At 71.9% G+C, this 14,367-nt stretch carries 13 protein-coding genes; 6 read left to right on the plus strand and 7 right to left on the minus strand.

Going from position 1 to position 14,367, the window contains the following annotated elements:
* The first annotated feature begins 3 nt into the window (after window positions 1-3).
* Together FHX74_RS10105 and FHX74_RS10110 are read left to right on the plus strand one after the other, a co-directional pair.
* Window positions 4-777 (plus strand): DUF4191 domain-containing protein, encoded by a 774-nt coding sequence (locus FHX74_RS10105; RefSeq protein ID WP_182560000.1) that lies wholly within the window; start codon window positions 4-6, stop codon window positions 775-777.
* A 4-nt stretch (window positions 778-781) separates the two neighbouring features.
* The gene (locus tag FHX74_RS10110; protein WP_182560001.1) at window positions 782-1,150 is read left to right on the plus strand and encodes a pyridoxamine 5'-phosphate oxidase family protein; all 369 of its coding nucleotides are present in this window, start codon (window positions 782-784) and stop codon (window positions 1,148-1,150) included.
* A 582-nt stretch (window positions 1,151-1,732) separates the two neighbouring features.
* Here the strand turns inward: FHX74_RS10110 and FHX74_RS10115 are convergent.
* The 4 genes from FHX74_RS10115 to FHX74_RS10130 form a co-directional block, all read right to left on the minus strand.
* Window positions 1,733-3,544, minus strand: a complete 1,812-nt coding sequence (locus tag FHX74_RS10115; protein WP_182560002.1) for an ABC-F family ATP-binding cassette domain-containing protein — start codon at window positions 3,542-3,544, stop codon at window positions 1,733-1,735.
* 66 nt (window positions 3,545-3,610) lie between these two features.
* Complete coding sequence (locus FHX74_RS10120; protein WP_235970544.1) at window positions 3,611-4,522, minus strand: ABC transporter permease; 912 nt, start codon at window positions 4,520-4,522, stop codon at window positions 3,611-3,613.
* The gene (locus FHX74_RS10125; RefSeq protein WP_182560003.1) at window positions 4,522-5,493 is read right to left on the minus strand and encodes an ATP-binding cassette domain-containing protein; all 972 of its coding nucleotides are present in this window, start codon (window positions 5,491-5,493) and stop codon (window positions 4,522-4,524) included. Before FHX74_RS10125 ends, FHX74_RS10120 begins: the two co-directional genes overlap by 1 nt.
* Before the next feature lie 182 nt (window positions 5,494-5,675).
* Window positions 5,676-6,338 (minus strand): PadR family transcriptional regulator, encoded by a 663-nt coding sequence (locus FHX74_RS10130; RefSeq protein ID WP_182560004.1) that lies wholly within the window; start codon window positions 6,336-6,338, stop codon window positions 5,676-5,678.
* A gap of 32 nt (window positions 6,339-6,370) precedes the next feature.
* On the opposite strand from FHX74_RS10130, the gene FHX74_RS10135 reads away from it, so the two are divergent.
* Window positions 6,371-7,735, plus strand: a complete 1,365-nt coding sequence (locus FHX74_RS10135; protein WP_182560005.1) for an FAD-binding oxidoreductase — start codon at window positions 6,371-6,373, stop codon at window positions 7,733-7,735.
* Between the two features lie 52 nt (window positions 7,736-7,787).
* Here FHX74_RS10135 and FHX74_RS20730 read toward each other — a convergent pair whose 3' ends face one another.
* Window positions 7,788-8,252: an RDD family protein gene (locus FHX74_RS20730; RefSeq protein ID WP_182560006.1), complete on the minus strand. Its 465-nt coding sequence runs from the start codon at window positions 8,250-8,252 to the stop codon at window positions 7,788-7,790.
* Window positions 8,253-8,533: 281 nt separating this feature from the next.
* Between FHX74_RS20730 and glnA the strand changes: the two genes are divergently transcribed.
* Complete coding sequence (gene glnA / locus FHX74_RS10145) at window positions 8,534-9,955, plus strand: type I glutamate--ammonia ligase (RefSeq protein WP_182560007.1); 1,422 nt, start codon at window positions 8,534-8,536, stop codon at window positions 9,953-9,955.
* A gap of 109 nt (window positions 9,956-10,064) precedes the next feature.
* On the opposite strand, the gene FHX74_RS10150 is transcribed toward glnA, so the two are convergent.
* Window positions 10,065-11,204: an ADP-ribosylglycohydrolase family protein gene (locus FHX74_RS10150; protein WP_182560008.1), complete on the minus strand. Its 1,140-nt coding sequence runs from the start codon at window positions 11,202-11,204 to the stop codon at window positions 10,065-10,067.
* Between the two features lie 56 nt (window positions 11,205-11,260).
* Here FHX74_RS10150 and FHX74_RS10155 point away from each other — a divergent pair, with 56 nt between their 5' ends.
* Both FHX74_RS10155 and FHX74_RS10160 read left to right on the plus strand, forming a co-directional pair.
* The gene (locus tag FHX74_RS10155) at window positions 11,261-12,235 is read left to right on the plus strand and encodes a zinc-binding dehydrogenase (protein ID WP_182560009.1); all 975 of its coding nucleotides are present in this window, start codon (window positions 11,261-11,263) and stop codon (window positions 12,233-12,235) included.
* 2 nt (window positions 12,236-12,237) lie between these two features.
* Window positions 12,238-12,768, plus strand: coding sequence for a GNAT family N-acetyltransferase (locus FHX74_RS10160; RefSeq protein WP_182560010.1), 531 nt, complete (start codon window positions 12,238-12,240; stop codon window positions 12,766-12,768).
* Window positions 12,769-12,794: 26 nt separating this feature from the next.
* Here FHX74_RS10160 and FHX74_RS10165 read toward each other — a convergent pair whose 3' ends face one another.
* Window positions 12,795-14,360, minus strand: coding sequence for a succinic semialdehyde dehydrogenase (locus FHX74_RS10165; protein WP_182560011.1), 1,566 nt, complete (start codon window positions 14,358-14,360; stop codon window positions 12,795-12,797).
* Window positions 14,361-14,367 lie beyond the last annotated feature (7 nt).

Genomic DNA, 14,367 nt, shown 5'->3' on the forward strand with positions numbered 1-14,367 from the left:
GCGATGGCGAAGAACGACGAGCTGAAGGCGGCCAAGGCCCGGGCCAAGGAGGCCCGGGCGGCGGAGAAGCTGCGCCGCAAGAACAGCACCGACCCTGCCGACATGGGGCGGTTGCGGCAGATCCAGCAGGCCTACAAGCTCACCCACGAGTACGACAAGCCGCTGCCGTTCCTGCTGGCCGGCGCGTTCCTGGTGCCGGTCGTGCTGGGGGTGGTGATCGGCCTGCTGATCGGGCACCCGATCTACGCCACCTTCCTCGGGATCATGCTCGGCCTGCTGGCCGCGATGCTGCTGCTGGTCCAGCGGACCAAGAAGGCGACCTTCACCCGGTACGCCGGGCAGGCCGGCTCGGCCGAGGTCGCGCTCTCGATGCTGCCCAAGCAGTGGACCTACAGCGCGGCGATCGCGGCCAACCGCCAGCTCGACTGCGTGCACCGGGCCGTCGGGCCGGGCGGGCTGATCCTGATCGGTGAGGGCGACCCGAACCGCGTCAAGGCGCTGCTGGCCAGCGAGGCCAAGAAGCACGAGCGGGTCTCCTACGGGATCAAGGCGACGACGCTGGTGATGGGCGACAAGCCCGGTCAGGTGCCGCTGAACAAGCTGGCCGACCACGTGCGCAAGATGCCCAAGACACTGCTGCCCAACCAGATCACCGACCTGAAGAGCCGGCTGCGGGCGCTCGACGCGGTGCGGCCGACCCTCCCGGTGCCCAAGGGCCCGATGCCGACCAGCGCGCGGCAGGCGCGTGGGTCGCAGCGCGCGATGCGGGGTCGCTGACCCGGTGCCGACCCGCTGGGCGGACGCCGACTGCGTCTGGGTGGCGGTCAACCGGGCCGACGGTCCGCCGCACGTGACGCCGGTCTGGTTCGTCGAGCACGACGAAAGTGTCTGGTTCACCACGCCGGCGGCGACGACCAAGGCGAAGCTGCTGCGCGCCGATGCGCGGGTGTCGCTGGCCGTCGAGGGCTCGGCCGGCTCCGACGGTGCGGTCGCCGAGGGCACCGCCTCGCTGCTCTCCCCCGCCGACCGACCCGCGGTGATCGCCGCGTTCGCCGCCAAGTACCACGGCTGGGACGCCTCCGACCCGCACCCCTGGGGCGAACGCCTGCTGGTCCGCGTCGACGTCACCCGCTGGCTCCTCGGCCCCTGACCCACCCGCCCGCTGGGCCTCACCCGCGCGCTTGTCGGCCAGGTGCGCCGAGCTTCTCGGTGACGTGCGCTGAGCCTGTCGAAGCGCCGCCTCGCGCACCGAGCCCCGGAATCACGCGCGCTGAGCCTGTCGAAGCGCTCCACCCGCAGGCACAACACCCTTCGACAAGCTCAGGGCACGGTGCTCACCTCGCACGCCGAGCCCCCAAATCACGCGCGCTGAGCCTGTCGAAGCGCTCCACCCGCAGGCACAACGCCCTTCGACAAGCTCAGGGCACGGTGGTCACCTCACGCGCTGAGCTCTGATCACGCGTGCTGAGCCCGTCGAAGCGCCCCAACCGCACGCCCAACGCCCTTCGACAAGCTCAGGGCACGGTGGTCACCTCACGCGCTGAGCTCTGATCACGCGTGCTGAGCCCGTCGAAGCGCTCCACCCGCACCCAGAACGCCCTTCGACAAGCTCAGGGCGCGGTGGCGAAGCCCGCACGCAGAACGCTCTTCGACAAGCTCAGGGCGCGGTGGTGGAGCGCCGCGACCGCTCAGAACGCCCTTCGGCACGCTCGGGCACCGTGCCGGGCGTTGCTCAGACCGAGGCCTCGATCCGTTCGGCGAGCTCGAGCCAACGGAGCTCGGCGTCCTCGATCTCGGCCTGGACCCCGGAGAGCTCGCTGCCGAGCTCGGTCAGCCGGCCGTAGTCGGACGGGTCGGTCTCGGCGAGGGTGGCGTGGAGGGTGGCCGCGCGCTCCTGCAGCCGGTTGAGCTGGCGTTCGGCGGCGGCGAGCTCCTTGCCCATCGTGCGGCGCTCGGCGGCGGACGGCCCGGCAGTCGGAGCTGCCGCTGGAGCCGTCCCGGCGTCGCTCGGGTTGCTCCCCCGGCTCCGCCGCTCGGCCGAGAGCTGCAGGTACTGGTCGACCCCGCCGGGCAGGTGCCGCAGGTGGCCGTCGATCACCGCGTACTGCTGGTCGGTGACCCGCTCGAGCAGATAGCGGTCGTGAGTGGCCACCAGTAGGGTGCCCGGCCAGCTGTCGAGCAGGTCCTCGAGGGCGGCGAGCATGTCGGTGTCGAGGTCGTTGGTCGGCTCGTCGAGCACCAGCACATTCGGTTCGTCGAGCAGGATCAGCAGCAGCTGGAGCCGGCGCCGCTGACCGCCCGACAGGTCCCGGATCGGGGTGGACAGCTGGGCGGTCGGGAAGCCGAGCCGCTCGAGCAGCTGGCCCGGGGTGAACTCCTTGCCGTCGACCACGTAGCCGGTGCGCAGCTCGGCGATGACCTCACGGACCCGCCGGTGACCGATCGCGTCGAGCTCGGTGAGCTGCTGGCTGAGGGTCGCGACCTTGACCGTCTTGCCGCGCTTGACCCGTCCGCCGGTCGGTTCGAGCACTCCGGTGACCAGGTTGAGCAGCGTCGACTTGCCCGCCCCGTTGGCGCCGAGGATCCCGGACCGCTCGCCGGGTCCGATCCGCCACTCGACGTCGCCGAGCACCGGGCGCGGCCCGGCGGGGGTGGGGAAGGCGACCGAGACGTCGAGCAGGTCGATGACGTCCTTGCCGAGCCGGGCCGTGGCCAGCTGCGTCAGCTTGACGCTGTCGCGGACCGGCGGCTCGGCGGCGATCAGCTGGTTGGCCGCCTCGATCCGGAACTTCGGCTTCGAGGTGCGGGCCGGGGCGCCGCGACGGAGCCAGGCCAGCTCCTTGCGCATCAGGTTCTGCCGCCGCAGCTCGTTGGCCGCTGCCTGCCGGTCGCGTTCGACCCGCTGCAGCACATAGGCGGCGTACCCGCCGTCGAACGCGTCGACGGTCCGGTCGTGCACCTCCCAGGTGAGCGTCGACACCTCGTCGAGGAACCACCGGTCGTGGGTCACCACCAGCAGCCCACCCGCCCCGGCCGGCCAGCGGGACTTCAGGTGGCGGGCCAGCCAGGCGACGCCCTCGATGTCCAGGTGGTTGGTCGGCTCGTCGAGGAACAGGCAGTCCCAGTCGCCGATCAGCAGCGTGGCGAGCGCCACCCGGCGCCGCTGCCCACCCGACAGCGAGGAGAGCGGGGCGAGCCAGTCGAGGTCGCGGAGCAGCCCGCCGATGACGTCGCGGATCCGGGCGTCGGAGGCCCATTCGTGCTCGGCCGCATCCCCTACCACCGCGGTGCCCACGGTCAGCGTCGGGTCGAGGGTGTCGCCCTGGTCGAGGAACCCGACGGTGACGCCGCCCCGGCGGGTGACCCGACCGGTGTCCGGTTCGAGCCGGCCGGCCAGGATCCGCATCAGGCTCGACTTGCCGTCGCCGTTGCGGCCCACCACCCCGATCCGGTCGCCCTCGTTGAGCCCGAGGGTGAGACCGGAGAGGACGTCGCGGGTCGGGAAGCTCAGTCCGACACCTTCGGCGCCCAGGAGATATGCCACCGACCCAGGCTATGCGGCGCAGGCCCGCTCCCCGGCCCGGTGTCCGGAGCCGGGCGGCGCCGGGCTTCAGGCGTTCTGGCGGCGGAACACCCGGGCGCCGAGCACCACCCCGGCGACCGCGAGCAGCACCGCCCAGAAGAGGCCCCAGACCGTCTGGCTGCTGTCGAAGTTGCCGACGAACACCGCACGCACGCCGTCCACCACGTGCTTGGTCGGCAGCACGTCGCTGATCACCCGCAGCCAGGTGGGCCCGAGGGTCATCGGCAGCAGGATGCCGCTGAGCAACAGGACCGGCATGCTGACGATGTTGAGGATCGGCGCCATCGCGTCCTCGCTCTTGGTGGTCAGCGCCAGCGCGTAGGAGAAGGCCGCGCAGGAGGTGCCGACCAGCATCACCATCAACAGCCCGAGCAGCATCCCGCCCGGTGAGCCGTCGAGCCCGAACGCCAGCGCGAGCACGATCAGCAGCACGCCCTGGACGAACAGCTGCAGCACGTCGCGGAGCACCCGGCCGAGCAGCAGCGCGACCCGGCTGGCCGGGGTCACCCGCTCCGCCTCGATCACCCCGTCGCGCCACTCGCCCAGCAGACCGAAGCCGGCGAAGAAGGCGCCGAACAGCCCGAGCTGGAGCAGCAGACCGGGCACGAACAGGGTGTAGGCGTTCGTGGTCCCGAGCGCCGGGGCCAGCGGCTTGAGCAGCGGCCCGAACAGCGCCAGGTAGAGGATCGGCTGCGCCAACCCGATCAGCACCCAGGCGGGGTTGCGCAGGGCGAGCCGGAGCTGGCGGCGGAACACGATCAGCGTCTCGCCGAGGAAACCGACGCGGGCGGTGCCGCCGTCGGTGTCGCGGACGCGCCGGCCGCCCCCGCCGGCGGTCGTCACGGAGGCCATCGGCGCGGTGCCCGTTCCGGCCGTCGTCGCCGCTGCGGGTGCCGTCGCGTCGTCGCCGGCGCGGAACTCGGTCTCGGGTGTGCTCATCAGGCTGCCTCGTCGTCTCGGAGCGACCGTCCGGTCATGGTCAGGAAGACGTCGTCCAGGGTCGGGCGACGGACCTCGACACCGGCCAGCGCGATGCCGTCGGCGTCGAGGGAGCGGAGCAGGCCCGGCAGCGCCGACCCTGCCTGCGGGACGCGGATGCTGGTGGTCACGCCGCTGGTCGAGCCCTCGCTGGCCCCGTCGAGGCCGGCGAGCCGGCGCGCCGCCGCCTCGGCCTGCTGCTCGTCCTGGACGGTCAGCTCGATCAGGTCACCGCGCACGCTGCGCTTGAGGTTGTCCGGGGTGTCGCTGGCCACGATCACCCCGTGGTCGATGACGAAGATCCGGTCGCAGAGCGCGTCGGCCTCGTCGAGGTAGTGGGTGGTGAGGAAGACGGTGCTGCCGTGGGTGTCGCGGAGCGAACCGATGTGGGTCCAGAGATTGGCCCGGGCCTGCGGGTCGAGCCCGGTGGTCGGCTCGTCGAGGAACACCAGCTGCGGGTCGTGCACCAGCCCCATCGCGATGTCGAGACGGCGGCGCTGGCCGCCGGACATCTTCTTGGCCTGTCGCTCCCACATCCCGTCGAGATCGAGCTGCTCGAAGAGCTCGCGGCCGCGTCGGACCGCCCGCTCCCGGCTGATCCCGTAGAGCAGGGCGTGGTCGACGACCTCCTCGCCCGCCCGGGCCTCCGAGCTCACCAGACCGCTCTGCGACACGTAGCCGATCGAGCGCCGGACGCCGACCGGGTCGCCGGCCAGGTCGTGACCGGCGACCGTCGCCGTCCCCGCGGTCGGCTTCAGCAGGGTGGTGAGGATCCGCAGCGTCGTGGTCTTCCCGGCGCCGTTGGGACCGAGGAACCCGACGATCTCGCCGGCGTCCACGTCGAGGTCGACGCCGTCGACCGCCCGGACGCTCACCTTCTCGCGGCCGCGCCGCGTCTCGAAGGTGCGCACCAGGCCGCGCGCTCGGATCATGAGCCCCTCCTCGGTCCCCGGCGGGTCGACGCCCGCCGTGTTCAAGTTTGAGTGTTCAAGTTTGAGCAGTCAGCTGTCAAGAGGATTCCGGCCCCGTCAGGGTGGGACCAGGGTGCAGTCGATTGTTGATCGGGGGTCCGACACTTTTCTCGCCCCGCGGCGGCCTACGCCGCCGCCGGTGGTCAGCGACCGGTGGCGGACGACGCGTCGAGCAGCTCGCGGTAGCGCCGACGCTGCTCGACCATCTCCCAGCCGGCGTCGTCCGGGCCGGGCATCCAGGTCTGCGGCTCGCCGAGGAACGCCAGGTAGCCGTCATCCAGCCGGTCCCGGAAGTCGGCCAGCCAGGTGCGCTCCGCGGTCCGCAGGCTCTGGTCGAGCCCCATCATGTGCGCGACGTGGGGCGGGACGGTCTGACCGGCGCCGGCGATGGCCTCCGCCACCTCGGCGCCCACGGCGTCGAGCCGGTCGAGTCGGGCGTCCAGCGCGGTGATCACCTCCCGGCGGGTCAGGTAGGGCGCGAAGGCGAGTCCGGTGTCGAGCACCGGTCGCTCGAAGCCCTGGCTGCCGTCGAGCGCCTCGCGGATCATCCGGGCGAACTCGTCCCGACCGCTCGCGGTCGTCTCGTAGACGGCGACCGGGCGGGTCCCGTCGGTGAGGTCGTGGCGCAGGATCGCGTCCTGCTTGGTGAGCGTCGCGAGCATCGAGTAGACCGACCCCGGCTTGAGCTTGGCCCAGTCCTCGACCTGCCAGGACATCAGCTCGCGGGTCACCTGGTAGCCGTTGACCGGCTCGAACAGCCGGACGACCCCCAGCACCAGAGCGCGGGTGACGAAGGCTCCGGCCATGGCCGCACAGTAACCGGACTAGCTTTGGGGCCATGGACGCGCCGCTGGAGTCGCTGATCGCACAGCTGCCGGAGAAGACGGTGATCACCGACCCGGTCAGCATGGAGCCCTACCGGTACGACTGGGCGCACGACGAGACCGCGGGGATGCCGCTGGCCGTCGTCCGGCCCACCGACGCCGACCAGGTGCAGACGACGATGCGCTGGGCCTCCGAGCACCGGGTCCCGGTGGTCCCGCGCGGCGCGGGCAGCGGGCTGTCCGGCGGGTCGACGGCGGTCGAGCAGGGTCTGGTGCTCAGCCTGGATCGGATGCGGTCGGTCGAGGTCGACCCGAACCTGCGGATCGCGGTGGTCGAGCCCGGCGCGCTCAACGTCGAGGTGAAGCGGGCCGCGGCCGAGCACGGGCTCTGGTACCCGCCGGACCCGTCGTCGTACGAGATGTGCTCGATCGGCGGCAACCTCGCCACCAACGCCGGCGGGCTGTGCTGCGTCAAGTACGGAGTGACCACCGACTACGTGCTCGCCCTCGACGTGGTGCTGGCCGACGGCACCAAGCTGCAGCTCGGCGGGCCGCGGCTCAAGGACGTCGCCGGGCTGAGTCTGATCAAGCTCTTCGTCGGCAGCGAGGGGCTGCTGGGAGTGATCACCCGCGGGATCCTGCGGCTGATCCCGGCCCAGCCCAGCCGCTCGACCCTGGTGGCGATCTACGACGACGTCGAGACCGCGGCACGGTCGGTGGTGGAGATGTGCCGCAACATCCGGCCGTCGATGGTCGAGCTGATGGACAACGCCTCGATCAACGCCGTCGAGGACTATCGGGCGATGGGGCTGGACCGCAGCGCCGGTGCGATGTTGATCATCCAGTCGGACGCGCCGGGCGAGAGCTGCAGCCGCGAGATCTCCGTGCTGCAACAGATCTGCGACACCGTCGGCGCGCGCGAGACCTTCGTCACCGACGATCCCGAGGAGGGCGAGATGTTCGCCGAGGGCCGCCGGGTGGCCTTCCACGCGATCGAGAAGCGCGGCTCGATCATGCTCGAGGACGTCGGCGCGCCGCTGCCGGTGCTGCCCGAGCTGATCACCGGGATCGCGGCGATCGCCGCGAGGCACCGGGTCGAGATCCCCACCGTCGCGCACGCCGGCGACGGCAACACCCATCCGATCGTGGTCTACGACGCGAGCGATCCCGACTCGACCGAGCGGGCCGCGAGAGCCTTCGCCGAGGTGATGAGCCTGGCCATCTCGCTCGGCGGCACGATCACCGGCGAGCACGGGGTCGGACGGCTCAAGAAGGCCGCGCTCCCCGACCAGCTCGGCCCCGAGGTGATGGAGGTCAGCCGGCGGATCAAGGCAGCGCTCGACCCGCAGGGCATCCTCAACCCCGGGGCCGTCCTCTGAGGGGCTGCCCTGGCGAACCAACCCTTACCGTGCCCTGAGCCTGTTGAAGGGCTCAGCGCCGGTTGACGACCACGGTGCCGCAGATCATGTCCTGCAGACCGCGACGGTTGCCGTCGACGATCAGCGGCGGCAGCGCCAGGCTGACCAGGGCGGCCCGGGCGATCGCTCGCGGGACGCCGAGCGGCCGGCCGTCGAGCCGCATCACGGCGATCCGCAGCAGCAGCTGGCCGAAGCTGCCACCGGCGGTGGCCGACAGCAGGGCGGACTCGACGAAGAAGACGGCCAGGGTCATGAACCGGCGCCAGTCCGTCTCGGTCAGCACGGCCGGGCTGAAGATCGCGATGGCGATCAGCATGCTGAGCGCCCAGTCGAGGACGAGAGCACCGATCCGGCTCTTCCACGAGGCGAGCGACGTGCGTCCGGTCTCGGGGAGGCCGAGCCGCTCGCCGGGGTACCGCGGTTCGGGGTGCTCGACCCAGCGGTCGTCCGCGCGGTCCTGACGGTCGGCTCGACTCACGCCGTCGAGGCTACCCGGCGACCGGTATGTGGACAGTCGTCACGAACCCGGCTGAGGAGCCCGCACGTGTAACCCGGGCGAAACAATCGCGCAACGGCCGGGAAATGGCGTGTTCCTAGGCTCAGCGCCGACCCAGCGCGGCGGCCGAGTGCTGAATCGGGCAGGATCCTTCATGGGCGGGGGCCCCACATCCAGCAGCCCTGCTCGCGCGAGATCCGGTCCGTTCGTCCAGATCGTCTCGTTGTTCAGCACCGAGCAGCACCGACTTCACCGGAGGACCCATGTTCCAAGGCGCCGACGACCTGTTGGCCTACGTCCGGGATGAGGGTGTCGAGACCGTCGACATCCGCTTCTGCGATCTCCCGGGCATCATGCAGCACTTCGCCGTCCCGGCCGGCTCGTTCGACGAGTCGGTGTTCGAGGACGGGCTCGCCTTCGACGGCAGCTCGATCCGCGGCTTCCAGAAGATCCACGAGTCCGACATGGCGCTCATGCCGGACCCGACGACCGCCTACGTCGACCCGTTCCGCAAGGCCAAGACGCTGGTCCTGAACTTCTTCGTGCACGACCCGCTGACCAAGGAGGCCTACAGCCGCGACCCGCGCAACATCGCCCGCAAGGCCGAGGCCTACCTGGCCTCGACCGGCGTCGGCGACACCGCGTTCTTCGCGCCCGAGGCCGAGTTCTACGTCTTCGACGACGTCCGCTTCGAGACCAAGCAGAACACCGGCTACTACGCGATCGACTCGATCGCGGGTGCCTGGAACACCGGCCGCGAGGAAGAGGGCGGCAACCGCGGCTACAAGGTCAAGTACAAGGGCGGCTACTTCCCGGTGCCGCCGGTCGACCACTTCGCCGACCTGCGCGACGACATGGTGCGCAACATGGAGGCGACCGGGCTGACCGTCGAGCGGGCCCACCACGAGGTCGGCACCGCCGGCCAGGCCGAGATCAACTACCGCTTCAACACGTTGCTCAAGGCGGGCGACGACGTGATGAAGTTCAAGTACCTGGTGAAGAACACCGCTTGGGCGGCCGGCAAGACCGCGACCTTCATGCCGAAGCCGATCTTCGGCGACAACGGCTCGGGCATGCACGTGCACAGCTCGATCTGGAACGGCGGCGAGCCGCTGTTCTACGACGAGGCCGGCTACGGCGGGCTGTCCGACCTGGCCCGCTGGTACATCGGCGGCATCCTGGCCCACGCTCCGTCGCTGCTGGCCTTCACCAACCCGACGGTGAACAGCTACCACCGGCTGGTGCCGGGCTTCGAGGCCCCGGTCAACCTGGTCTACAGCCAGCGCAACCGCTCGGCCTGCATCCGGATCCCGATCACCGGCTCGAACCCGAAGGCCAAGCGCATCGAGTTCCGCTGCCCGGACCCGTCGAGCAACCCCTACCTCGCGTTCTCGGCGATCCTGCTGGCCGGCGTCGACGGCATCCTCAACAAGACCGAGCCCGGTGCCCCGGTCGACAAGGACCTCTACGAGCTGCCGCCCGAGGAGCACGCGTCGGTGCCCACCGTCCCGGCCAGCCTGGACGGCGTGCTCGACTCGCTCGAGGCCGACCACGAGTTCCTGCTGCAGGGCGACGTGTTCACCCCGGACCTGATCGAGACCTGGGTCGAGCTGAAGCGCGCCGACATCGACGCGATCCGGCTGCGTCCGCACCCGCACGAGTTCGAGATGTACTACGACATCTGATCCTCCCCCTCGAACGCCCACGGCCCCGGCCCGACAGGACCGGGGCCGTGGTGCGTTCACGGCTGTCGGGTCTGCCCACAGGAAGATCCGGTGGCCCCGACGCCGCTACTTACCACCCGGGATAGCGAGTGGTCCACCGGGTGAAGGGGCCGTAGTCGCCGTGCAGCTCCCTTCCGACCGTGAACTCGGTGCAGAGGTCGTCGGCCAGCGTCAGGATGGTGCCGCGGCCCTCGACCTCGAAGACCAGCTCGGGAGGCAGTGCGGTCTCACCGTGCAGCGCTCCGAGCAGATTGCCGCAGATCGACCCGGTGGAGTCGCTGTCGCCGGAGTGCGTAACCGCGAGAGCGAGCGCGTCGAGCACCTCCCCCGGCTCCGGGTGCGCGAGAGCGGCGTAGAGCCCGACCGCGAGCGCCTCCTCGGCGATCCAGCCGGCACCGAGCGACTCGACCACTGCCGCGTCAGCTGGGTGGCGCGCGGCCTCGACGGCCCTGACGATGGCGCGGCTCGTCTCCTGGTGGCCGTCGCGTCGCTCGAGCAGTCCGAGGGTGTCCTCGACCGCCTCGGCCAGCGAACGGCCCCGCACGAGCGCGCCGACCAGGGAAGCCAGTGCTCCCGATGCCAACCGACCGGTGACGTGACCGTGGGTGAAGCCCGCCGCCTCCGCCGCCGCGTCGAACGTCCAGTCGAGCGGATAGCCCGCTCCCGGCCACACCAAGCCGAACGGCGCGCTGCGCATCACCCCGCCGCAGCCCTTGGATCCGTTGACCGCCGGGCGTCCGAAGGGGCTGATGCTCCGGTGGCCGTCCCGGGCGGTCTCGAGCGCTTGCAGGCAGGTCGTCCCGGGCGCCCGGCGCGAGTACAGCCAGCGTTGCCCGATCAGCCACCCGTCCCGGGTTCCGTCCGGACCGTCGAGCTGCTGGGTGTCGAGCCACCGGTCGTAGGCGTGTTGGAGGACCGCGACCGTGAATCCGAGCCCGCGGTCGGTCCGCACCGAGGCCCGGATGATCCCCTCGACGGTGAAGAGCGTCATCTGCGTGTCGTCGGTGATCCAGCCGTGGCCCGGCACCCCGTCGACCGTCGCGGGTTGGTAGCTCCGCACCCCGTCGGGACCGCAGACGGCCCGGATCCGGGGCAGGTCCCAAAACTCGACCGGACCGCCGAGGGCATCACCGATCGCTCCTCCCAGCAGCGATCCCCGCACTCTTGATCGATAGGACTCCAGTGCCTGTCGCTCCGCCGTCTCCGTCATCAGACTCTCCCGCCGTCCGCACACCCGCGGTCGATGCTCGCATGCACCATAGGGACATGCTTGCCGCGTCCGCCGTGTCCCAGAGCGCCGACGACCCGCTGAGCGGGCTGGTGGTCGGTGACGTCGCCGACCCGGAGCCGCCGCCGGGCTGGGTCCGGATCCGGGTGGCGGCGAGCTCGCTCAACCTGCACGACGTGTGGACGCTGCGCGGGGTCGGGCACCCGGCCGACCAGCTGCCACGGATCCTCGGCTGCGACGCCGCCGGGTACACCGACGACGGCAGCGCGGTCCTCGTCTACCCGGTGATCGCCTCGGCCGACCGCGGCGGCGGGGACGAGACCCTCGACCCGCAGCGGTCGCTGCTCTCCGAGCGCTACGACGGCGGGTTCGCCGAGCACCTGGTGGTGCCCGAACGCAACCTGATCCCGCTGCCCGACTTCCTCACCCTGGACGAGGCGGTCTGCCTGCCGATCGCCTGGGGCACCGCCTACCGGATGCTGTTCGTCCAGGCCGCGATCCGTCCAGGCGACCGGGTGCTGGTCCAGGGCGCGGGGGGCGGGGTCGCCTCGGCGGCGATCAAGCTCGCGGGCGCGGCCGGCGCCAAGGTCTACGCGACGTCGCGCTCGGCGGACAAGCTCGCCATCGCCGAGGGCTGGGGTGCGACCGGTGTCGAGAGCGGCGCCCGGCTGCCCGAACGCGTCGACGTGGTGATCGAGACGGTCGGTGAGGCCACCTGGTCGCACTCGCTCAAAGCGCTCCGGCCGGGCGGCACGGTGGTCGTCGCCGGCGCCACCAGCGGGATGAACCCGCCCGCCGACCTCGGCCGCGTCTTCTATCTCCAGCAGCGGATCCTCGGCTCGACCGGCTGCACCCGGGCCGAGCTGCTCCAGCTGCTCCGGATGCTCGAGACCACCGGCGTCCGCCCGGTGATCGACCGCACAGCCGCGCTCGCCGACCTGCACGCCGGGATGCGCGCCATGATCGACGGCGAGCTGGTCGGCAAGATCGTCGTCCACCCGCCGACGGGCTGACGATGACCGACTGGCGCGTTCGCGACGCCACCGCCGACGACGCGGACGCCTGCGCGGCGATCTACGCCCCGTACGTCCGCGACACCGCGATCAGCTTCGAGCTGGTGCCACCCGACGCCGACGAGCTCGCGCGCCGGATCGCCGCCGCGCAGGTCGGGCACGCCTGGCTGGTGGCGACCGCGCCAGACGACGACCGGGTGGTCGGCTACGCCTACGGCTCCACCTTCCGCACCCGCGAGGCCTACCGGCACTCCTGCGAGGTCAGCGTCTACCTCGAGCCCGGCCTGCGTCGCGGCGGCGCCGGTCGCGCCCTCTACCAGGCATTGCTCCCCCGGCTCGCCGCCCGCGGGCTGCGCCTCGCGCTCGCCGGGATGGCGCTGCCCAACGAGGCCAGCGTCGGGCTGCACACCGCGCTCGGGTTCGAACCCGTCGGCACCTTCCGCCGGGTCGGCTGGAAGCACGGGCGCTGGCACGACGTCGCCTGGATGCAACGCGCGCTCACCGACACCCCGGACGCGCCGCCGGCGGACTGAATCGCCCGGGGACTGAGCCGCCCGCCTCAGCGCACGTGCAGCCGGCGGGTCAGCAGCAACGCCCGGCTGACCAGGTCGACGTAGCGCCGCTCCCCCAGCGCGGGCGGCGCGTCGAACCCGACCAGGTGCTGGCTGGCCACGGTCTGCGGCTCAGTGAACCGCAGCAGCCCGGACGGTCCGTGCCGGCGTCCCAGCCCGGACGCCTTCCGACCGCCCATCGGAGCGCCCTGCGAGCCGTACGCGGCTGCGTAGCCCTCGTTGATGCTCACCGTCCCGGCCTCGATCCGCGCCGCCACGGCGCGGGCCCGGGACACGTCGCGGCCGAACACCGCGGCGTTGAGGCCGTAGACCGTGTCGTTGGCCGCCGCGATCCCGGCCTCGACGTCGGGTACCGGCCGGACCGTCACCACCGGACCGAAGGTCTCCTCGCGCTCGACCGTCGAGTCGGCCGGGACGTCGGCCAGCACCGTCGGTGCGTAGAACCACGGCCCGGCGTCCGGGCGGGGCTCACCGCCGGCCAGAACCGTGGCGCCCTCGGCCCGGGCCCGGTCGACCAGCGCGGTGATCCGGTCGAGCTGGCGGGCCGAGGCCAGCGAGCCGACGTCGGCACCGAATCCGAGCGGCGCCCCGAGCCGGAGCCCGCGCACCCGCTCGACGAACCGGCTGACGAACGCGGTGTAGACCGGCTCCTCGACCAGGATCCGCTCGATCCCCACGCAGAGCTGGCCGGCGCTGCCGAAGCAGGCGCGGACCGCCGCGGTCGCGGCCAGCTCGAGATCGGCGTCGGACAGCACCAGCATCGGGTTCTTCCCGCCGAGCTCGAGCGAGCAGCCGATCAACCGCTCGCCGCACCGGGCTGCGATCCGTCGACCGGCCTCGGTCGACCCGGTGAAGGCGACGTAGTCGGCATGGTCGATCAGCGGGTCGCCGATCTCGTCGGGGTCGCCGACCACCACCTGCCACACCTCGGCCGGCAGCCCGGCCTCGATCATCAACGACCGGATCCACAACGCGGAGAACGGTGTGGTGCTGTCGGCCTTGTGCACCACCGCGTTCCCGGCCATCAGGGCCGGCAGCACGTCCATGCTCAGGGCCAGCGGGTAGTTCCACGGCGAGATCAGTCCGATCACGCCCCGGGGGTGGTGCAGCTCGACGGCCTGGGTGAGCAGCGGGAAGGTGCCCTGTCGCCGTTCCGGCCGGAGCAGCCGTGCGGTGTGCCGGGCGTAGTACTGGCTCGACAGCACCGCCTCGACCAGCTCCTCGAACGCGTGCGCGCGGGTCTTCCCGGTCTCGCGCTGGAGCAGGTCGAGTCCCACGTCCCGGCGGTGCAGCATCAGGTCCGCGAGCCGTCCGGCCACCGCCGCCCGTTGCCGCGGCGAGCGGGCGGCCCAGCCACGTTGCCCGGCCCGTGCGCGCGCGTAGGCGCGTTCGACGTCGTCGGCCGACGACCGCGGGACGACGCCGAGCACGTCACCGGTCGCGGGTTCGACCACCTCGATCCGGCCGGCGCTGCCGAGCACGCCGGCGGCGAGCCGGTCGGGCGCCACCGACTCCTCCGCCCGCATCGGACCACGGGTCTGCTGAGCGGCCATCGGCACG

It is taken from the genome of Microlunatus kandeliicorticis (assembly GCF_014137855.1).
GTDB classification, from domain to species: domain Bacteria; phylum Actinomycetota; class Actinomycetes; order Propionibacteriales; family Propionibacteriaceae; genus Microlunatus; species Microlunatus kandeliicorticis.